The sequence below is a fragment of the Candidatus Eisenbacteria bacterium genome, assembly GCA_035712145.1.
Taxonomy (GTDB): Bacteria; Eisenbacteria; RBG-16-71-46; order RBG-16-71-46; family RBG-16-71-46; genus DASTBI01.
Genome location: DASTBI010000230.1, coordinates 1 through 20,876 on the forward strand (window position 1 = coordinate 1; position 20,876 = coordinate 20,876).

Below are 20,876 nucleotides of genomic sequence, written 5' to 3' on the forward strand. Positions count from 1 at the left end.
GAGGATTCGCTCGGCTTGGCACCGCCCACGCTGGCGTCGCTCCGCGGCCGGCCGGTCGTGGTGTTCGTGTGGGCCGAGTGGTGTGGCGACTGCAAGGCGCTGGCGGCTTCACTCGCCCGCGCCCGTGCGCGTCATGAGCCCCGGGGCGTCCGGTTCATCACGCTCACCCGCTACTACGATGACGACGAGCAGCGCGCGCGAGAGAAGGCGCGGGTGGACAGCGTGTGGAAGGCGGTCTATTCGGAAGTGGGAGCGCTGCCGGCGGTGATCAGCACTGCGTCGATGGAGCGCTATGGCGGATCGAGCACGCCGACGTTCGTTTTCATCGATCGGCGGGGAATCGTGCGCGGCTACACGCCCACGCGTCTCACCGAGGAAGAACTCGAGCGCCGGATCGCCGCGATCGAGAAGTAAGCGCTATCCCGGGACGCTGAACGAAGGCGCCGACGGCGTCGGCCACTGCACCCGCTTCAGCCGCTCCGGGTACATGCGCACCGGAATCTCTCGCTTGAGCGAGTCGGTGAGCGCTCCGAGCATAGCCGCTCGCTTTTCCTCCCGCGCCTGATTCTCCAGCATCACGCGCATCTCGGCGGGAAGGTTCTCGAAGGACCGAGGCACCACGTTCTTCGAGATGACCTGCGCCACCATCCATATCCCCGCCACCGGCGTGGCGGGTGTGTAGGCGCCCGGCGCCGTGGCCATCAAGGCGGGCTCGAGCGCGGCCCACATCGGGTTGTCGCTGGGGAAGGTCACGCTCTGCGGCCGCACCGCCACGCCCAGGGCCGCGGTCGAAACCGCCTCGCGCAGGCCCTCGGTCTGCGGCGCGGTCGCGGCGAGCTGCGCGGCGGTCGCCGAATCACGCAGCACGACCACCAGGAAGCGCGCGCTCTCGAGGCGGTCCGGACGCATGCCGATGCGCTCGAAGACCGCGCGAGCGTCCGCCTCGGTCACCGACGTGCGCTGGAGGACGTGGCGCGTGACGTAACCCTCGAGCAGGTAATCGTTCATGCGCTCGCGCAGGGCGCGCTGGAGGTCCGGCTGATCGGCGAGCTGGCGGCGGCGCGCCTCGAGCAGCGCCGCGCGCTCGAGCGCACGCATCTCGACCCAACGATCGACCGAAGGCATGATGTTGAAGTTCGGCCGCTGCGACGCGCCGCTCCGCAGGTCGTCGATGGCGTCGCCCATGGTGTAGGCGCCGCCTTCGTAGGAGGCCAGGGGCTCGGCGCTCTCCCGCAGCGTCAGCGGCGGAGGCTCCATGTTCTGCAGGGACGGCGGCACCACGTACCGGATGAGCCTCTGGGAGGCGCCCTGCTCGAGGCGCACGCGGTAGTCGCCGCGCAGCCGGTCGAGCGCCTTGACCAGGATCTGCCGCTGCTTGCGCTGCCGGAGGATGCTGTTGAGCATCTCCGACTCGGCCTCGAGCGCTTTGGGCTCGGCTTTGCGGCGGTCCTTGACCAGCACCAGGAACCAGCCCTGGCCCACGGCTTCGACCGGTCCCACCACGTTGCCGACCGGCGCCAGGCGGATCACGTCATCGACCGGGAGCTGCAGCATGCCTGGCTGCACGTAGCCGATCTCTCCGCGCGGCGGGGTGAACCCCGGCGGGTTGAAGCGGTCGGCCACCTCGCCGAAGTCCGCGCCTCCGCGAATCTGGCTCAGGGCAGCCTTGACGGCCGGCTCGGACAGCGTGAAGACGATCTGGACCTGGCTTTCCTGGGCCCGCCAGCGATGAAGCTCCTGGATCTCGGCGGCGCTCACCACGACGTTGGCCGCCCCGATCTCGTCGTAGTAGGTCTGCCGGAGCATCTGCTCCTCGGTCTTGCGCCTGAGATCGAGGAACGTCGTGTCGCGATGGAAGCCGGCTCGCACGGCGCCCTGGACCAGCAGCTCGCGGTCGGTCATGTCGCGAAGAAGCTGGGACTTGGCGCTGTCGGGCGGTCCGGAGTAGCGGCCACCCAGGACGCGGGCCACCATCTGGAAATCGCCGCGCGTGATGGTCCGGCTCCCGATGGTCGCCAGCACGTCGGATTCTGACGCGCAGCCGGCGAGCATGGTCGCGGCGAGCAAGAGGATGAGGGTCGATCTCACGGGGTCGCTCTCTGGATGGGTCCCAAGCGCAGAACGGCTTGGTACCCTACGGGCTGACTTCGCGCGGCGCAACCTTCGCCAGACATGCTGCCAGCGCCTCCAGCAGCTCGCGCGAGCGATGGAACAGGCTCAGGCCTTCGCCCCGTACTCGCAGCCCGAACTCGCGGCCCGTGACGAATTCCACCTGGAAGTCCACCTCCGCGACCAGCGCCGCGATCTCGGTGGGCTTGAGCGGACGCCGCAGCATCGCCTCGACGACGTTCTGGAACACGCGGAGGCTCTCGACCTGGGCGTCGCGACCCATGAGCCGCAGCCGCCTCAGCTCGACCAGCGCCACGGTCGGGGCCGGCAGCGCGCCGAACCGGTCGCGCATCTCCACGGTGAGGTCCTCGATCTGCGCGGCGCCGCGCGCATCGGCCAGCCGGCGGTAGAGCGCGAGCTTCTCGTGCTCGTCGGGCACGTAGTCGTCGGGCAAGTAGGCGCTCCAGTCGGTGAGCAGACGCGGCTCCGGCAGGACCTCGGAGGCTGCGCCGCCCTTGATCTCGGCCACCGCCTCCTCGAGCAGCTTCATGTAGAGATCGAACCCGAGTCCGATGATGAATCCGTGCTGCTCGGGACCGAGCAGGTTGCCGGCGCCGCGGATCTCGAGGTCCTTGAGCGCGATCTTGAACCCCACGCCCAGCTCGTCGAACTCCTCGATCACGCGCAGCCGCTTCTCGGCTTCCTCGGTCAGCACGCGCCGTGATGGTACGAGCAGATAGGCGTAGGCCCGGTGGGACGAGCGTCCAACCCGGCCGCGCAGCTGATAGAGCTGCGCCAGGCCCAGCGTGTCGGCGCGATCCAGGATCAGTGTATTGACGCTCGGGATGTCCAGACCCGACTCGATGATCATGGTGGATACCAGCACGTCGATCTTCCTCTCCAGGAACTGGAGCATCACCCGCTCGAGCTCGCGCTCCGGCATCTGCCCGTGCCCGACCGCCAGGCGGATCTGCGGCACCAGGCGCTGCACGTAGAGCGCGGCGTTGTGAATCGTCTCCACCCGGTTGTGCACGTAGAACACCTGCCCGCCGCGATCCACCTCGCGCAGGATGGCGTCGGTCACGACCTCGTCGTCCACCTCCACGATCTCGGTGTGGACGGGAAGGCGGTCGCGGGGCGGCGTCTCGATCACCGACATGTCGCGTGCGCCGGCCAGGCTCAGGTTCAGCGTGCGGGGAATGGGCGTGGCGGTGAGAGCCAGCACGTCCACGGTGCGGGTCATCTGGCGGAGGCGCTCCTTCTGCGCCACGCCGAAGCGATGCTCCTCGTCGATCACGACCAGGCCGAGGTCGTGGAACTTCACGTCCTTGGAGAGGATGCGGTGTGTGCCGATCAGAATATCCACCTTGCCGAGCGCGGTGCGCGCCACGACGTCCTTGGCCTCGCGCGGGGTGCGGAAGCGGGAGAGCACTTCGACGGTGACCGGGAAATCCGCGAGCCGCTCCTTGAACGTGAGCCAGTGCTGCTGCGCAAGGATCGTGGTGGGCACGAGCACGGCCACCTGCTTGCCGTCCTGCACCGCCTTGAAGGCGGCGCGGATCGCGACCTCGGTCTTGCCGTAGCCGACGTCGCCGCAGATCAGGCGATCCATGGGTCGCGGCGCCTCGAGGTCCTGCTTGACCGCCTCGATGGCGGCGAGCTGATCCGGAGTCTCTTCATAGGGGAAGCTCGCCTCGAGCTCCCGCTGCCACACGGTGTCGGGCTTGAACGCGTACCCCGGGAGCGCCATGCGCTGCGCGTAGGCCTTGACCAGCGAATCGGCCATGTCGCGAATCGCCTTCTTGGCCTTGGCCTTGGTCTTCTGCCACGCCGCGGAGCCGAGACGGTGGACGGCCGGGCGGGCTCCTTCTTCGGCGGCGTAGCGGGAGACCAGCGCGAGCTGGTGGACCGGCACGTAGAGCTTGTCCTGCTCGGCGTAGGCGATCTGGATGCAGTCGGTCTCCTGTCCGTTCAGCGTCAGCCGGTGGAGGCCGCGGTACGTGCCGACGCCATGATCTTCGTGCACCACGAAGTCGCCGACCCGCAGCGCCGACAGCTCCGCCAAGGAGAGTCCGCCGGTCTTCTTGAGCCGGCGGCGGCGACGCCGGTAGCGGGCAAAGATCTCGTGGTCCGTGAGCAGCGCGAGCCCCGCGCGCGGCAGCGTGAACCCCGCCGACACGAGGCCGACGCCGAGCTGTCCCACGCCCGGGCCGAGCAGCTCGGCGAGGCGGTCCTTCTGGCCCTGGTTGTCGCACAGGATCAGCGCGCGGATCCCCCGAGCGCCGAGATCGAGCAGATGTCCCTTGAGGCGCTCGATCGAGCGATGCAGGGGTTCGGCCGGCCGGCAGTCGACGTCGATCGTCTCGGCGTACGCGCCGTCCCTCTCCACGATCGGCGCCAGATAGTGGAGTCCTGGACGAGTGAGCGCATCGCCGAACGCCGCGGTGGCGAACAGCGACTCGGGAGCGGAGAGCCCCGGGTAGTGCGCGCGCTGGGTGTCGTGCTCGCTGGCGATCAGCGTGGTCAGCTCCTCGCTCCGCGTGCGGAGCGCCCCCGGATCGTCCACGACCACCACCGCGCCGTCCGGCAGGTAGTCGAGCAGCGTGCCGCGCGCCGAATCGTAGTGCGAGGCGAAGCGCTCCATGCCTTCGTGGAACAGCCCGCCGCCGGGATCGCCCGCGGCCTGCAGGCGCTCCACCACCTCGCCCGCGCGTGACGGGTCCAGGACGACCTCGTAGCGAGGCAGCACCTCGACGTGGGTGAGCTGCTCGAGCGAGCGCTGGGTTCCGGCGTCGAAGCGGCGGATCGACTCGATCGTGTCGCCGTCGAACTCGAGCCGCACCGGGTCGTCGAGGCCGACGGGATAGATGTCGAGGATGCCGCCACGGCGCGCGAACTGGCCGACCGCTTCGACCTCCGGCAGCCGCTCGTAGCCGAGCGCCGCGAGCCGCGCCATCAACGATTCCGGCACGTGCGTCTCTCCGAGCCGGACTCCCGTCACGGCGACCGCGAGGCGCTGCGGCGCCGGGACGCGCTGGATCAGCCCGCGCACCGTGGCCAGCACGATCGTTCCGTCGCGCGGCTCGTCGGAAGCGAGCCGGCTCAAGGTCTCGAGACGCTGAGCCGTGATGCCTGGGTGCGGAGAGGCGGGATCGTAGGGAAGGTTGTCGGGCTCCGGGAACGCCAGCAGCACGCTGCGTCCGGCGAAGAACTCGAGGTCATCGCGCCAGGCTTCGAACGCCTCGCCGTGCGGCACCAGGCATAGAACCGGCCTGCCGGTGACGCGCTGGAGCCAGGCCGTGATGAGCGCGCGCGAGCTGCCGGTGAGCCCGCGCACAGCACCGGGCCGGTCGCGGCGGGCGGCATCGAGCAATGCGGAGGACTCGGGAAGCTCGCTCGTCTGATCGATGAGCGATTCCGCGGCGCTGTCCTTGAGCCAGGTCTCCGTCATTGATCGCTGGTCCCAAACGCGAAAAGCCGCCGCGGGCTCTTCCCGTGGCGGTCACTGCCGAGCCATGGACGCCCGCGATGCTCGGCGGGCAAGCGAAGTCTAGCTCATCCGGCGGAGGGTGCTGAGGAGCGCTCGCCGAGCACATGCTCCAGCGCCTGTTCGAGGCCTTCGTACTCCACTTCGCAGGCATGATGCTTGGGATCGTCGCTGGGATGGTATTCGCCTCCGCCATGGACCCAGCGGATGGTCCCTTCGCGATCGATGAGGAAGCTCACCGACGTCCAGCTGCGCTCCGGGTTGGCCCCGAGCCAATAGCGATCGAGCGTCTTCCAGTCACGGTCGAACGCGACCGGACCGGACCAGCCCAGCGTCTTGGCGATTCCGAGGATGTGGCGGTCGCTGACTTCGTGGGGCTCGGGCTTGGAATGAAAGACACCCAGCACCACCAGGTCGCCGCGATGCTCGCGCTGGAGGCGCTCGAGCACCGGCAGCGTGGAGCGGCAGTAGCGGCAACCTTCCGTCCACCAGCGGACCAGCACCACCTTGCCGCGCAGCTCACGCAGCGAAAGTGAGCGCCCCCGAACCCATCGGGTGAAGGTCCACTCGGGGGCCGCCTTTCCGATCAACTCGCTCCCGGAATCGGGGTCCTGCGCGAGCGCGACGGGGCCCGGCGAGAGGAGATGAAGGGCGAGCGTCAGTGCGCCGACCCAGACTGTCTGGAACCAGGAATGTCGCACGCCGGGACGTTACTCCAGGTAACACCTGTCCGCCATTCAGGTATATGTTACGCGCTATCCAATAGAGGAGGGCGTTCGAGCCCATCCGGGAGACTCGGAGGTGACATGAAAGCGCGTCTCTTCATTCTCACGCTGTGCCTCTCCTCGTTTGCCTCGGCGGTGTGGTCCGCGCCTCCGCCCGGCCGTGCCAGCTACGTCGATCCCGAGGCGCCATGCTATCGCTGGCCCGCGGTGGACTACGACGCCGACGGGGTTTTCGATCGCGTGGATCACTGCACCAACACGCCGGCGGGATGCACCGTCGACAAGTACGGCTGCCAGTCCGACGCAGACGGTGACGGGGTCTGCGACGGACGCGACCAGTGCAATGACACACCGCGCGGCGTGAAGGTGGATCGCGACGGCTGCGTTCCGGGCGCCCGCGCCACGAGGATGCAAGAGCCGCCTCCGACTCCCAAGGAAGTGACGCCGCCGCCTTCTCCTCCGAAGCCGGCGCCGCCCCCGCTGGGTGAGAAGGGACAGGAGCTGGTGAAGACGGGACGCCTGCGTCTCGAGAACGTCTTCTTCGAGAGCGGAAGCGCCAATCTCCTGCCCGAGTCGGAAGCCGAGCTGAGCCAGCTGGGCTCCGTCCTCGAGCACTATCCGGATGTCAGGCTCGAGATCCAGGGTCACACCGACACGCGCGGCTCGGGGAGCCTCAACATGCGGCTCAGCCAGGCGCGCGCGGACGCGGTTCGGACGTGGCTACTGGGCCATCACAACCTTCGGAGTGAGAACCTCACGGCGAAGGGATACGGCGAGACTCAGCCGGAGACCAAAGAGCGGAACGAAGAGGAGCTGCTGCGCAATCGGCGCGTCGAGCTCCGGCTGCTGAACCCCGAGGTCCTCCCGAGAGAAGTTCAGCCGCGCTGACGCGGCGTGAGCCCGGGAACGGCGCCCGGCGGGCAGGAACCGCGGGCGCCGAACCGGCTTGGCCTGTGTAGCTTCGGACAGGCCATTGAAGAAGACGCTGGTGCTTTGGGATCGAGCCGCACGCTCTCCCAAACCAACCTGCGGCGCCCCAATGCAGTGGCGCAACTGCAATGCGTGGCACGTCTCCTGCCTTTCCCACGGTTGAATTCCTCCGCTGCGCCGCGCCCGTCGTCGAAAGGGCCCGTGCGATGGCGGGCTTTGCATATCGAGAACGGCCGGCCGCAGCCCGGGGCCGCCCGATGGAGGGCCGATGAGCGCAGTTCGAAAGCTGCTCGTGGGGGTCATGCTGACATGCGCGGTCATGACTCCGACGGTGTCACGAGCTCAGGTCGAGGGCGTGCACGTGTCGCTCTTTCCCTGGTACGGGTACGCCGACTTCTCGAACGACACGAACTTCGAGGACGAGCCGATCTGGGGTGGAACCGCAGGTCTCGGTCTCGGCCGCTACTTTGCGATCGAGGGCCACGTAGGACGAAGCACCACGGAGACGCATGCCGGTTTCACTCACTACCCGATAAGTTTTCCTTCGGCGCCTCGTGAGGTCACGGCCCTTCACTACGGTGCGAACGTGACGGTCAACCTGCTTCCGGAAGTGCGGCTCGTGCCCTACCTGATGGCCGGGTGGGCGGAAGCCAAGTTCGACTTCGCCGACGAAGACTCGGTGCCGGAGCCCGAGTACCAGAACGGTTGGGAGTTCGGGGCGGGACTCAAGTACCGGATCAATCCGCGCCTCGCGATCCGCGCCGAAGTCCGCGACAACATCTGGCACTTTCCCGAGGGAACCCCGGCCGCGGTGGGAACAGACCCCATCAACAACTGGTTCTATGCGGCCGGGGTCGAGTTCTTGATCGGCGGCATCGGCGGAGGTGACGACGACCAGGACAAGGTGTCGAACGCCAAGGACAAGTGCCCCAACACGCCGATCGGAGCCAGGGTCGACGCCAATGGCTGCCCCATCGATTCGGACAGCGACGGCGTCCCCGACGGGATCGACCAGTGCCCGAACACCGTCGCCGGCGCGACGGTGGATTCGCGCGGGTGTCCTCGCGATAGCGACTCTGACGGAGTGCCGGACGGCGTGGATCAGTGCCCCGACACCCCGAGCGGGTCGCCGGTCGATGCGCGCGGCTGTCCGCGCGATTCCGACGGTGACGGCATTCCCGACGGCCAGGACCAGTGCGCCGACACTCCCGCCGGCATCCGCGTGGATCCCAGGGGTTGCCCGCTGGATGCGGACAACGACGGCGTGACGGACGACAAGGACCAATGTCCGTTCACGAGTCCGAACGTGAAGGTCGACGCCGTCGGCTGCCCGATCGAGCTGACGACGCGAGAGATCGAGCTGCTCGACAAGGGTCGGATCACCGAACGGAACATTCACTTCGTGACTGCGAAGTGGGACATCCTGCCGGAATCCCGGCCGGTGCTGGACGAGATCGGGCAGATCCTCATCCAGTGGCCGCGTCTCCGGATCGAGGTCGGCGGACACGCCGACGCGCGCGGCTCCGATGCCTACAACCTCGACCTCTCGGACAAGCGCGCGAACGCCGTGCTGAACTACCTGGTCAGCAAGTTCCCGCAGATCACCCGCGAGCAGTACAGCGCAAGGGGCTACGGAGAGCGGGAGCCGGTGGCGACCAACAAGACGGTCGAGGGCATGGCCCAGAACCGCAGAGTGGAATTCAAGGTGCTGAACACCGAGGAGCTCACGAAGGAACGGGAGCGGCGGCAGCTCCAGCAGAAGTAACCGGCAAGACGTGGGCATCGAGGCGAGGCAGCCGTCCCCGATGCCACGAGGGAATCAGAAGGGAGCGAGGAAAAATGAATACCGTGAACAATTGGTGGGCGAACATGCCGAACGAGCGCTTCTGGCTCGTAGTCGCTCGCCCGGACGAAATGAAGGACGTGCTCGTGATACCCGAAGAGAGCTCGCAAGACGTCGCGGCATGGGTCAATCAGCTGCCGGCCTACATCCCGAGGCGGGACGTGGTCTTCCAGTACGACTCCGAGAGCCGCGGCATCGTGGCCTGGTCGCGGGCACGCGGGCCGGGCGCTCGCCAGGAGCCAGGCCGGTCCAATGGGCACTCGCACCGCGCCTCGTGGCTGGTCAAGGTCCATGGCTGGCGCCTGCTTCACACGCCGGTATCGATCGACGAGATCGCGCGAGAGCAGTACGACTTCTTCCCGGCGCTGCGAACGCTCGAGGAGGAGGTCGGGGACCCGCTCTACTATCCGTTCGCGATGGGAAGCCCCACCGAGACGCATCCGCTGCCCGGGAAGCTCTTCAAGCTGCCGGCGATGTTCGTGGAGCAGTTCAGTCCGCTCACCGCGGTCGCGGACGAGACGCGCACCGCGGAGCATGGGGCGAACCTGCGCCAACGCACCGCGTCGTGGTGGGGGACGCTCGAGGATTTCATGCAGGACCGTCCGCGAACGGCGCGCGCCCGCTGAACCCAGGCGCTAGCTTGCCGGGCGTGGCTCCCTTCCCACGCCCGGCATGCCCCAACGACCAAGAAACGTCTCGGCCAGCAGACAAGCGAGCGCCAGGATCACGAACCACGTCCACAGCTCCCGTCCGTAGCGTGCCTCGCGCACACGCCGCTCCAGATCGCCGCCGGGTCTCAGCACCGTCACGCGGCCCGCAGGGAACCAATTCGTGAGCGTGGCCTCGGGGATCGAGGACAAGTCGCTCTCACGGCGATCGGGATTGACCGCGAAGGACGCGCGGGGCGCGGCGCCCTGGAACACGCGGTAGAGGCCCGGCCGCTCGAGCGGGGCCGAGAGCAGCCGCGTCGCGCCCTCGGCGGTCACCAGCTGAACCGGCACGTCGCGTCCCGCTTCGTCGGCGATGCGCCACGCCCCGGTTCCGGCCGGCGCCGTGTAGCGCTCACCGGGCACGAGCGAAGCCGCCGCCGTTCCGCGACCGAGCACCTTCACCGCCTGGTGGAGCAACGGCAGGAACGCCCCGCTGATCGGAAAGTCCGACGACTCGGCATCGAGAGGCGCCAGGAACGCGAGCGCGGCGCGCGACTCCACCAGCGCCGGATGCTCGCGATCGAACTCGAGCAGCACGCGCGCGCCGCTGCCCGGGATCAGCCGGCGGATGGTGGTGAAGCGCGCCGTGGAGAGCGGCTCGCCCGGGCGCGCGGGAAAGCCCACCAGCACCGGATGCCCGGCGACCCGCCGGCGCAGCCGCCATCCCGATCCGGCCTGGGCCTGCTCGAGATCCTCGAGCACGCCAATTCCGAGGTCGCGCAGCAGCGCGCCGTTCCAGAAGCGAGGATCGGCGCGCCGGCCGAGCACCAGCATCAGGGCGCCGCCTCCGCGCATGAAGTCGAGCGTGGCCTGCAGCTCGGCCGGTCCCATGCGCTCGAGGTCGTCGAGGACCAGGACGTCGGCATCCGCCAGGCGCGCCGGCACGGTCGCGGCGTCGACGCTCTCGACCACCAGACCCGAGGCGGGTGAGCCGGCCGCCAGCGCGAAACCGAGCGGGGTGGCCGCGCCTTCGTGACGCAGGAGCACACGCAGCGTCCCCGAGCGGCCGGCGGCGAAGACGCGCACGTTGTCGAGGGGCAGGTCGTCGTCCGGCAACGTGACGCGCCCGCCCTGTCCCGGCAGCCGCGAGAGCGGGATCAGAGCGTCCGCCTCGCCGCTCTGGGAGACCGGCAGGAAGCCGCGCCCCAGCTCGTCGCCGCTGCCCACTTCGGCCACGGCGACGGCGCGATCACCAGCGGGCGCCGCGAACGACGCGCCACGCACCGCCAGCGCCGCGCCGCTCTCGGCCGGCGCCAGAGCGGCGTCGATCAGCGCGACATTGCCGCGACGCGCGGGCGAGAGCGGGACGAGATAGCTGCGGATGTCGCCCCACGGTCCGGGCGGGAGTCCGGCGGCCGCGCCTTCGAAGCCGCTGGACTGAAAGTCGGACACCCAGAACAGCTCGCGGTTCAAGGCGTGGCTCTCGCGCAGCGCCTCGGCGGCCAGCGCGAGCGCGCGGCGATGATCGGTGGCGCGAGCGCCCGCCGAGAGTCCCTGCGTCGCGGCTCGCAGTCTCGGCACGTCGGAGATCGGCCGGGCACTGATGGGCGCCGGGCCCTCGTCGTAGGGGATCAGCAGCATCTCGTCGCCGTGGCCGAGCGTCGCCAGCAGGCTCTCGACCAGACGACGCGCTTCGTTCATCACCGGACCGGTGCGGGTCAGGGCTCCCATGCTTCCGCTCTTGTCGATCAGCGCGACGATGGTGGTGGCCGCGCCGTCCTTCGATCCCGCGCTCGCCTTGATCACCGGCCGGCTCATGGCCAGCGCGAGAGCGATCACCGCCAGCGTGCGCAGCAGCAGCAGCAGCCACTGCTTGAGCTGGATACGGCGGATCTCGCTGCGATTGACCTCGGAGAGGAACTCGAGCGACGAGAATTGCACTTCGCGGGGCCGCTTCCGGGTGAACAGATGAATGAGGATCGGAATCGCGGCCGCCGCCAGCCCGAACAGGAAGAGCGGGTTGAGGAAGTTCAACGCGTGTACTCCACGTACGCGCCAAGCGAGTCGTCCCACAGCTCGATGCGAGTGACCGGATGGATCTCCCAGCCCGTCAGGCGGTGAGGCGGAGGCGAAGGCAACCGCAGACGGCGATCCTTGAAGTAGGGCTCGTCGTACTGGAAGTCATAGAGCAGGTAGCCGGACAGCCGTACCTGCCGTGGGCCGCCCGGCCAGGCGGGCTCGAACCAGGAATGAGGCTTGAGCGCGGCCTGCAGAGGCTCCCACTGCCACCATCGCGATCCTTGGATCCACTGGGGCGTCACCTCGCAGCTGATGGTTGGCGAGCTCACGTGGATCGGCGGAGGTGGCGCCGGCGCGAGCGAGAGGTGATAGTCGCCGTCGCTCGAGAGAGTCATCGCCTTGACGTAACCCTCCAACGAGACGCTACGCCGCTCGAGCGGCGCGAACTTGGACACCGGCATCCCGTGGGGCAGCGCCACGAAGTCGGAGAAGGTCGCCCTCGCATAGGTCGCAGGCGCCGTGGCTCGCTCCTTCATCTGCCGCAGATGACGCTCGGGTTCTCCCGAGATCGGACTCTCGCCGATCCAGGCGAAGAAGGCGAACAGCAAGCTCGACCCGAGCGCCAGGGAGAATGCGGCCGCGATCCTCAGGATCACGCAAGCCTCGTCCGCTTCTCCAGGTAGGCGAGCAGCGCCTGGTCGAACGGCGTGCGCGTGTCGAGGCGCACGTAATCGATGCGGTTCTCGCGGCAGGCGCGGCGGTAGTGATCACTCCAGTCCGCGAGCCGCTGGCGGTAGCGGCGGGCGATCTCCCAGGGCTCGGTGGTGATCCGCTCGCCGCTCTCGGCGTCGACGAAGGTGGCGGTGTCGGCGTAGGGGAAATCCACCTCGTCGGGATCGAGGATGTGGAACACCACGACTTCGTGACGGCGGTGGCGGAAGTGCTGGAGTCCGAGCAGCACGTCGGCGGGCCGGTCCATGAGATCGGAGCACAGCACCACCAGACCGCGGCGCTTGATGCGCTCCGCCAGCTCGTGGAGCGCCGGCCCGAGCTTGGTGCGGCCCTGGGGCTCGGTGGAGGCCAACGTGCGGAGAATGACGTCGAGATGGGAGCGCGTGGCGCGCGCCGGCACGAAGCGCAGGGGATGGTCGGCGAACAACAGGACGCCGACCGCGTCCTGCTGCTTCAGCATGAGGTATGCGAGCGCCGCGCTCAGACTGCGGGCGTACTCGATCTTGCTCATGGCCGCGCGCGGCGACTTGAACGCCATGGATCCCGAGAGGTCCAGCACCAGGTGGCAGCGCAGGTTGGTCTCTTCGGTGTACTGCTTGATCAGCAGACGGTCGCTGCGCGCCCACACCTTCCAGTCCAGATTCTTGAGCGGATCGCCGGGCATGTAGGGGCGGTGCTCGGCGAACTCGACGCTGAAGCCGTGGAAGGGGCTGCGATGCATGCCGGCGATGAAGCCTTCGACCACGACGCGCGCGCGGACATCGAGATGCGAGAGCCGCGCCACCACGGCGGGGTCGAGCACCGCACGGGCGCCGCGCGGGTCGCCCCGGCGTGCCTCCGGAACCGGAGGATTCGGCGTGCTCACGTCAGCCTGCTTTCCAGGCGAATGCCAGCATCTGCCCGGCATCGGTCTCGAGCGCTCTGCGTTCCCAGCCGCCGAGGACTTCCCAGCGGGCGAATCCTGCGAGACGGAACAGGAGCTCCAGCTCGAAGCGATACACCCAGCGCTGGCGAGTCTCGAAACGATGGGAACGCGTGAGACGACCCTCGGCGTCCAGCTCTTCGATCTCGATCACCGAATGCTGCGTCTGGCCCACGCGATCCTTGGTGCGCGTGTCCCACATCCTCACCGCGGCGCCCGTCTCTTCGTCCCGTGACTCGATCTCGAGGATGCGCTCGGTGCGGACGTCGAGCCAGTAGGCCTGACCGGGATAGGACATGTCGACCACGACCGCGCCTCCGGGTTCCAGATGCTCTCGGCAGCAATGCAGACACCGGAGCTGATCGTCGACGGTCTCGCAATGGGCGAAGCCGTTGAAGGGAATGAACACTCGATGGTAGCGCTGCGGCGTGGTGAAGTCGCGCATGTCGGCTCGATACGTACGGACCTGGAGCCCCCGCGTCCTGGCCTTGGCCTCCAGGCGCTCGAGCATCGGCGCGTGGAGATCCACGCCGTCGACGTCGATGCCATGCGCCCGCAAGTGGAGCAGGACGCGGCCGGTGCCGCACGACACCTCCAGCACGCGCGCGGGCCGGCCGGGTGCCAAGGCGGCGCGTTGCGCTTCCTCGAGCCAGAAACCGAGATCGTCGCGAAAGCCCCCGAGAGCCAGGTCGTAGAGCTCGGGCGCGTCGTACGGAGAAGGGGGCGTCGTGCTCACGTCAGTCCTTCCACGCCATGATGACCATCTCCTCGCGGTCGCTGGTCAGAGGGCGGCCGTCGAAGCCGCCGAGGAACTCGAACCTGGGGAACCCCGCGGCGCGCAACAGCAGCTCCATCTCGAACCGGTAGATCCAGCGCAGCGTGAATCCGTACTGGATCGTCTTTCGTGATCCGTCCGCCGCGGTCAGCAGCACCTCACGGTCCACCGTCACGCGCTGCTCCGCCCGCTGGTAACGGCTGGTGTCGTAGACCTGGACCGGGAGGCCGGTGTCCGGATGCGTCGTCTCGACGGTGAGAGCGCGCACGCCGTCGTGTGCGGCCATGAAGTCCACGCTCGGATAGAAGACGTTGAGCGCCAGCATCCCGCCGGGCTCCAGATGCTCGCGGATGCAGCGCAGGGCGCGGATCTGGTCCTCCGTCGACTCCATGTGAAGAAACGCGCGAAACGGGATCGTGGCGAGCCGGTAGCGCGAGGGCAAGGTGAAGTCCCTCATGTCTCCTTGGAAGACCCGGGGTGTGATGCCGCGCGCGCTGGCCTTGTGGCGTAGCCGCTCGAGCATGCCGGCTTCGAGATCGACGCCATGGATCTCGACCCCTGCTTCCTGGGTGGGGAGCAGGACCCGGCCGGTTCCGCACGCCACCTCGAGGACCGGGTTTCCCTGCCGCTTCGCGAGATCGACATAGAAGGGAACGTCCTCGAGCACGGCTCGGCCAGGCTTGGCAGAAGCCGTGGAGTAGATGACGTCGTAGAGCGCCGGATCGAGATACGCGGAGGTGTACGCCACGGCGTCAGCCCGAGGTTCTGGGTCCTCGACCCTTCCAGATCCAGTAGACGGGGAAGCCGATTGCGGCGATGCCGACCCCGGCCGCGGCGCGCCATCCACTGGCCGTGAGATCGCTGGCGATGAGGCCGACCGTGACCAGGATGAAGAGCCACGCCGTGAGCGGATAGAGCGGGGTGCGGTAGGCGGCGGGTGGGGCTTGACCCGCGCGCTCGCGGCGGCGCTGGCCGAAGACCGCGGCGATCGCGAGCCCGTAGAAGAGCCACGACGTGGTGACGAACCATCCCGAGACGTCCTCGAATCCGCCGGCGACCGCGAGCCAGATGCAGGACAGCACCGCCTGGACCCATAGCGCGAGCGCCGGCGATCCGCGTCGCGGATGGAGCCGGGCGAGCGGCGACCACAGGAGCCCGTCGCTCGCCATGGCCTGGGTCACGCGGGGCCCGGTGAGGATCGCGCCGTTCACGGTCCCGAAGGTCGAGACTGCGACCAGCACCGCGAGGCCCTGCCGGCCGATGTCTCCGAGCAAGCGGCCGATGGCTTCCGAGCCGACCGCGGGATAGAGCGCCACTTCGGCCGGGGCGAGCACACGGTAGTACGCGAAGTTGGTGACCACGTAGATCGCGATCACCAGGATCGTTCCCCACACGATCGAGATCGGAAGCGTGCGTCGCGGATCGATGCACTCCCCGCCGACGTAGGTCACATCGGTCCAGCCGTCGTAGGCGAACAGCACGAAGATCATGGCGCTGATGAATGCCGTCAGGGTGGCCGCCGAGGGCGCCGGGCCGGCATCGGCCGGCGGCGCGCCGGGCGCATGCGTGGCGCCGAGCGTGAACGCCGCGCCGCACAGCAGCAGGATCCCCAGCACCTTGAGCGTCGTGAACAGGGCGGCCGTGCCGGCGCCTTCCTTCACTCCGAGCCAGTTGATGAGGGTGAGGATCACGATCGCGGCGCAGCCAATCGGCAGCTCGGCGGAGGACGGCAGACCGAGCGCCTGACCGAAGTAGAGCGCGAAGACGCTCGCGATCGCCGCGATCACGGTCGGCTTGATGACCCACAGGCTCGCCCAGCCGAACACGAACCCCCACGCGCTGCCGAAGCTCTCGCGAATGAAGACGTAGAGGCCGCCGGTCTTGGGATGCGAGACCGCGAGCTCGGCCAGCACCAGCGAACCGCACAGCGACAGCACGCCACCCAGGACCCATGCGGCGATCGGCAGCATGACGCCGGGGATCTCGTTGGCGACCGAGTGCGGCGAGCGGAAGATCCCCGAGCCGATGATGTTGCCGACGGTGATGGCGGTGGCGGCGTAGAGGCCGATCTGACGAAGGGGCTCGCGCTCGCCGGCGACCGTCGCGCGCGCTTCGGCCGCGCTCATTCCGCGGGAATGGTCCGCAGGAGGTCCTCGACGATGCGGTCGGGCTTGATGCCTTCGGCCTCGGCGGTGAAGTTGGTGACGATGCGGTGGCGCAGCACGGCGAGCGCCACGGCTTTCACGTCCTCGATGCCGGGCGCGTAGCGACCCATCAGGACCGCACGGGTCTTGGCGCCGAGCACCAGATACTGCGAAGCGCGGGGCCCGGCGCCCCACGCCACCCACTGGCGCACGAAGTCGGGGCTCGAGCCGTCTCCGGCGCCGCCGCGCGTGGCTCGCGCCAGCCGCACCGCGTAGCGCACGACGTGGTCGGCCACCGGCACGCGGCGGATCAGACGCTGCAGCTCGAGGATGTCGCTCGCTCCCAGCACGCGCTCGAGCTTGGCCTCGTAGGCCGAAGTCGTGGTGGCGACGATCTTCTCCTCTTCGTCCTGCTTGGGATAGTCCACGTAGATGTTGAACATGAAGCGGTCGAGCTGCGCCTCGGGCAGCGGATACGTGCCTTCCAGCTCGATCGGGTTCTGCGTGGCCAGCACGAAGAAGGGCAGCGCAAGGTCGAACGTCTGCCCGCCCGCGGTCACCTGCTTCTCCTGCATCGCCTGGAGCAGCGCGGCCTGCGTCTTGGGCGGCGTGCGGTTGATCTCGTCGGCCAGGACCAGGTTGGCGAACACCGGACCATGGATGAAGCGGATCGCGCGCTTCCCGGTGGTGGCGTCCTCCTCGATGATGTCCGTGCCGGTGATGTCGCTCGGCATCAGGTCGGGGGTGAATTGGATGCGATTGAACTTGAGGTCGAGCAGGCGGGCGAGACTCGAGACCAGCAGCGTCTTCGCGAGCCCGGGCACGCCGACCAGCAGCACGTGGCCGTTGGCGAACAGCGCGGTCAGAAGCTGATCGACGACCTGGTCCTGCCCGACGATGACCTTCCGCAGCTCCCCGAGAATGCGCTCCCGGGCACGCTTCATGGTTTCGACGGCCTGCAGATCGGACGCGCCGGTTTCCAGGGCCAAGGGAGTCCTCGTCGACAGTGGATGAATGTGTGGCGCCGGCACTTGGAGCCGGCGCGCCTCGCGGGGAACGGCGAGACTAGCATGGGCTTCCGACCGGGCCAAAGGCAGCGCACCGGCGCGGCCGTGGCCACGCTGGGCGCGGTTTCCGCGAACAACGCTCTGTCCCCCGGCATCGCGCGGCTGACATAGTCGCGGCCTCAAAGGTCAGTTGGGTGGCGCGATTCCCTTCGGAATCGCAGATCGATCGTCCCCGGGGACGATCGATTTGCATCCGAAGGCGCCGGTCCGAGAGGTGCAGCCTGTCGCCCCGGAGCGATTCACGCTCCAGATCACGGTCGACCGGGCCACGCACGATCTGCTTCGCCAGGCCCAGGACCTTCTCGGTCACCAGGTTCCCAACGGAGACCTCGGAGCTGTTCTCGGCCGCGTTCTCCGGCTAGGCGTGGCTCAGCTCGAGAAGAGGAGATCTGGCGCTACTGAAAGACCTCGTACCAGCCCGAGACCCTCTGCAAGCGCACGGCACATTCCTCTTGCCGTGAGGCGAGCCGTTTGGGTTCGCGACCAAGGGCAATGCACTTTCGCAGGCGAAACCGGTCACCCATGCGCAGAGAAGAGAGGCCTCGAGCTCGACCACATCGAGCCGGCCGCTCGCGGTGGCCGGAGCACAACGGACAACCTCCGCCTTCGTTGCAGAGCGCACAATCAGTACGAGGCCGAGCGGGTCTATGGGACCGCGTTCATGGAGGGCAAGAGAATGCAGGTCGAAGCTCGTGCCGCGGGAGAGAGGATTCTCGCTTGATGGATTGCGAGCGATTACGAAGGAATCTAATGCGGCGCCCGGGTCGGAAAGGTCTGGCGGGCCGCTCGCGACAGCCGAACCTCGTCGATCTTGCCCTGGAACGCGTAATAGGGCGTCTGATCGATCAGATCAGGATGAAGGTCGCCTCCGAAGCCGGTGAGCGAGCGCTGGTCGAAATAATTCCCCATCAGCACCGGCGCATCCGATGCGCGGATCGTTCCCAGCGAAGCGAACTGGGAATCCAGCTCGCCGTCGAGATAGAAACGCGCGACCTCGCCATCGAACACCACCGCCACGTGCGTCCAGCGATTGAGCTCCACCGTGCGGGTCGAGACGTACGCGCGCGGCGGGCTGGCGGCGGCCGGCTGATAGGCGAACATCAGTCGTCCCGCGAGCACGTCGGGGAAGAGCATCGCATGGTAGCGCTGTGCTTGCGGGAGGTCGGTGCCCAGCCGCCGGCCGGCGAGCGTGAAGAGCCAGCTCTGTTTGTTCGCCTCCTCCGTCCAGCGCCCCGCGATCGGCGTGTCTTCGTAGTTCCCATACTGGGATGGGTTGATCCAGGCTTCGACCGTCAGCGCCTTGGGACTGTCGAGCGCGGCATTGAACGGCACCAGAACGAACGAGTCGAGCGACAGCTCGAAGCCGAGCGCGTTGCCGAAGCGGCCGAAGGGATGCTGCACCGAACGGCCGGCGATGCCGGTCAGCTGGGACGGGCCGGAATCGGCGACCCTCGTCCCCGCCTGCTCGTCCATACGCCACAGCGCGATCGTCACCGAGTCGGCGGCGGGCGCGCCCGACGTCGATGGCCCGCCGGGAGGCGTGTGGGCGCAACCCACGAGCACGGCCAGCGCCGCGCCCATCGCGGCGTTCCACCACTCCTTCATGGTCGACCTCCTGTGAGGCGGGCCAGCGCCGCGCGGGCTTCGGCCTCGGCCGCCGGATCACCGAGCGCGCGATAGACCTCGATCATCCGCTGGAGCGTGTTCGGGTCGCGAGTCGCCGAGATCACGGGACGCCACCGAGCCGCGGCCTCGTTGGCGCGCCGTCCGACCATGCTGGCCCATCCCAGGCCGATCCTGGGCTCGGGACTTTGCGGCCGGAGCGCCTGCGCCTGCTGGTAGGCGCGCTCGGCGCGCGCGGCGTCGTCGAGCAGCAGATTGGTCTCACCCAGGAGCATCCACGCGCCATAGTGCTGCGGCGCTCGCGTCACCGCGCGCTGCAGGTGCTCGCGCGCGGCCTGGTAGTCGCGGCGGTCGAACTCGACCGCACCGAGCGTGGCGAGCGCCTTGGGGTCGCCGGGATCCACCCGCAGCTGGGCGCGTGCCACGTGCCAGGCGCGCGTCGTGTCGTTGGCGAGCCATGCCGGATCGGCGCCGAAGCCTTCGCCGATCTCGTAGAGCACCGCGGGGCGAGGCGCGGTCGCGTGACGAATCGTGAGCCCTGGGACGACGGCGGCGGTGTCCAGCAGGTACCAGAAGCCGGGCCGCAGCTCGCCCTCCGGCCACGAGAAGAAGAGCCAGCGGGCGCCTTGCTGCCGCGCCGTGGCGGCGAGCGCCGCGAGATCATCGGCGAACGGGAACGCCACCGGCTCAACCCCGCCATGGAAGGCGACGTGGGCCTTGCGGCAGATGATGCGGTCACCCGGGCGCGCGAGCTGGCGCAGCGTCTTCGCGCACTCCAACGTCTCGACCGGAAGCTGACTGACGTTGTAGCGAGTCTGCCGGACGGTGGACAGGAGTGCCAGCGCCAGGGGAACCACGGCGAGTCCCATGAGCACCCACGAGCCCGAGCGCAGCGCGCCGGACAGGCGCGTCGAGGCGAAAGGCGCCGCGGCGAGCAGGGCGTAGCAGGGCAGCAGAGGGATCGAGTAGCGCTCCGAGTAGAAGACCGGAACCAGCGTGAAGAAGAAGAGCACGGCCGCCGCCACCACCGGCCAGAGGCGGCGCAGCGTGCCGTCGAATGCGGCGAACGCGAGCCCGATCACCACGCAGATCACGACCGGAATGCCGAGCAGATTGCGGGCATCGAGCCTCAGGTGGTCGACGACGTTGAACAGCTCGCGGCGCACGACCGCCCCTGGATCGCGCGCGATCACGTCGCCCAGAGACTTGAACTGCGGCTGGAGCACCCTCTGGTACTCGTCCCAGGCAATCCCTTTCGAGCGGGCGAACACGTCGTAGGCGATGTTGTGGTGGAGCTGGAAGCTGAAACGCTGCCCGTGGGCGAGGCTGTAGATCACCCACGGCGCGACCACGATCACAAACCCCGCCGCGAAGAGGAGCGCGGCCCGGCGCCGATCGGCATGGAGCGTTCCGCCGAGGAGCGTGGCGGCGATGCCGGCCGGCAGCAAGGCGACGCCGTTGTAGCGGGTCAGGAACGCCAGGGCCGCCAGCGCGCCGGCGAGCGCCGCAGAGCGAGTGCTCTGGCCGAGCAGGAGCAGCGCCATGGCAGAGGCCTGGAGAGCGAACGCCAGCGCGTCGTTGGTGACCGAATAGCCGTAGCGGAAGAAGGTCGCGTTGGTTGCCAGGAACAGCGCCGCAATCAGGGCGAGTCGTGGATCGGCGCGGCGCGACAGGACCGTGATCCAGAGGAGAAGCCCGCCCACCATGGCGATGACCGAAAGCAGCTCGGCGGCGACGAAGAGGTTGGGAATGACCACGCCCAGCAGCGCCAGGGCGACCTCGTAGCCGGGGCCGACCACGCCGTAGCGCGAAGGGTCCAGATGCCCGCGAAGCAGCATCCTCGCGCCCTC

At 68.6% G+C, this 20,876-nt stretch carries 16 protein-coding genes; 4 read left to right on the forward strand and 12 right to left on the reverse strand.

The window, feature by feature from the left end:
• The coding region (locus VFQ05_16480) for a TlpA disulfide reductase family protein (protein HET9328364.1) at positions 1–414 on the forward strand (414 nt) is incomplete at its 5' end.
• Positions 415–417: 3 nt separating this feature from the next.
• Here the strand turns inward: VFQ05_16480 and VFQ05_16485 are convergent.
• The 3 genes from VFQ05_16485 to VFQ05_16495 form a co-directional block, all read right to left on the reverse strand.
• Complete coding sequence (locus tag VFQ05_16485; protein ID HET9328365.1) at positions 418–2,088, reverse strand: peptidylprolyl isomerase; 1,671 nt, start codon at positions 2,086–2,088, stop codon at positions 418–420.
• A gap of 46 nt (positions 2,089–2,134) precedes the next feature.
• Positions 2,135–5,560: a transcription-repair coupling factor gene (gene mfd, locus VFQ05_16490; protein ID HET9328366.1), complete on the reverse strand. Its 3,426-nt coding sequence runs from the start codon at positions 5,558–5,560 to the stop codon at positions 2,135–2,137.
• 104 nt (positions 5,561–5,664) lie between these two features.
• Positions 5,665–6,297, reverse strand: coding sequence for a TlpA disulfide reductase family protein (locus VFQ05_16495; GenBank protein ID HET9328367.1), 633 nt, complete (start codon positions 6,295–6,297; stop codon positions 5,665–5,667).
• A gap of 105 nt (positions 6,298–6,402) precedes the next feature.
• Between VFQ05_16495 and VFQ05_16500 the strand changes: the two genes are divergently transcribed.
• The 3 genes from VFQ05_16500 (at position 6,403) to VFQ05_16510 (ending at position 9,720) form a co-directional block, all read left to right on the forward strand.
• Positions 6,403–7,209: an OmpA family protein gene (locus VFQ05_16500; GenBank protein HET9328368.1), complete on the forward strand. Its 807-nt coding sequence runs from the start codon at positions 6,403–6,405 to the stop codon at positions 7,207–7,209.
• 310 nt (positions 7,210–7,519) lie between these two features.
• On the forward strand, positions 7,520–9,016 hold the full coding sequence (locus VFQ05_16505; GenBank protein HET9328369.1) for an OmpA family protein: 1,497 nt from the start codon (positions 7,520–7,522) through the stop codon (positions 9,014–9,016).
• Positions 9,017–9,090: 74 nt separating this feature from the next.
• A complete protein-coding gene (locus tag VFQ05_16510) occupies positions 9,091–9,720 on the forward strand; it encodes a hypothetical protein (GenBank protein HET9328370.1) in 630 nt (209 codons plus the stop codon).
• Between the two features lie 9 nt (positions 9,721–9,729).
• Here VFQ05_16510 and VFQ05_16515 read toward each other — a convergent pair whose 3' ends face one another.
• The 9 genes from VFQ05_16515 to VFQ05_16555 all read right to left on the reverse strand — a co-directional run.
• Complete coding sequence (locus VFQ05_16515; GenBank protein HET9328371.1) at positions 9,730–11,778, reverse strand: BatA domain-containing protein; 2,049 nt, start codon at positions 11,776–11,778, stop codon at positions 9,730–9,732.
• Complete coding sequence (locus tag VFQ05_16520; protein ID HET9328372.1) at positions 11,775–12,419, reverse strand: hypothetical protein; 645 nt, start codon at positions 12,417–12,419, stop codon at positions 11,775–11,777. The genes VFQ05_16515 and VFQ05_16520 overlap by 4 nt, the downstream gene beginning before the upstream one ends.
• Entirely contained in the window at positions 12,416–13,360 is a 945-nt protein-coding gene (locus VFQ05_16525) for a DUF58 domain-containing protein (protein ID HET9328373.1), read from the reverse strand. The genes VFQ05_16520 and VFQ05_16525 overlap by 4 nt, the downstream gene beginning before the upstream one ends.
• A 1-nt stretch (position 13,361) precedes the next feature.
• On the reverse strand, positions 13,362–14,153 hold the full coding sequence (locus tag VFQ05_16530) for a class I SAM-dependent methyltransferase (protein ID HET9328374.1): 792 nt from the start codon (positions 14,151–14,153) through the stop codon (positions 13,362–13,364).
• A 1-nt stretch (position 14,154) separates the two neighbouring features.
• Positions 14,155–14,940, reverse strand: coding sequence for a class I SAM-dependent methyltransferase (locus VFQ05_16535; protein ID HET9328375.1), 786 nt, complete (start codon positions 14,938–14,940; stop codon positions 14,155–14,157).
• 4 nt (positions 14,941–14,944) lie between these two features.
• A complete protein-coding gene (locus tag VFQ05_16540; protein ID HET9328376.1) occupies positions 14,945–16,318 on the reverse strand; it encodes an amino acid permease in 1,374 nt (457 codons plus the stop codon).
• Positions 16,315–17,280 carry a MoxR family ATPase gene (locus VFQ05_16545; protein ID HET9328377.1) on the reverse strand — a complete coding sequence of 322 codons (966 nt, stop codon included), beginning with the start codon at positions 17,278–17,280 and terminating at the stop codon, positions 16,315–16,317. The genes VFQ05_16540 and VFQ05_16545 overlap by 4 nt, the downstream gene beginning before the upstream one ends.
• A gap of 870 nt (positions 17,281–18,150) precedes the next feature.
• Positions 18,151–19,008, reverse strand: coding sequence for a LamG domain-containing protein (locus VFQ05_16550; protein HET9328378.1), 858 nt, complete (start codon positions 19,006–19,008; stop codon positions 18,151–18,153).
• Positions 19,005–20,876, reverse strand: a 1,872-nt coding sequence (locus VFQ05_16555; protein ID HET9328379.1) for a glycosyltransferase family 39 protein, incomplete at its 5' end; no start/stop codon positions are given. The genes VFQ05_16555 and VFQ05_16550, both read right to left, overlap by 4 nt.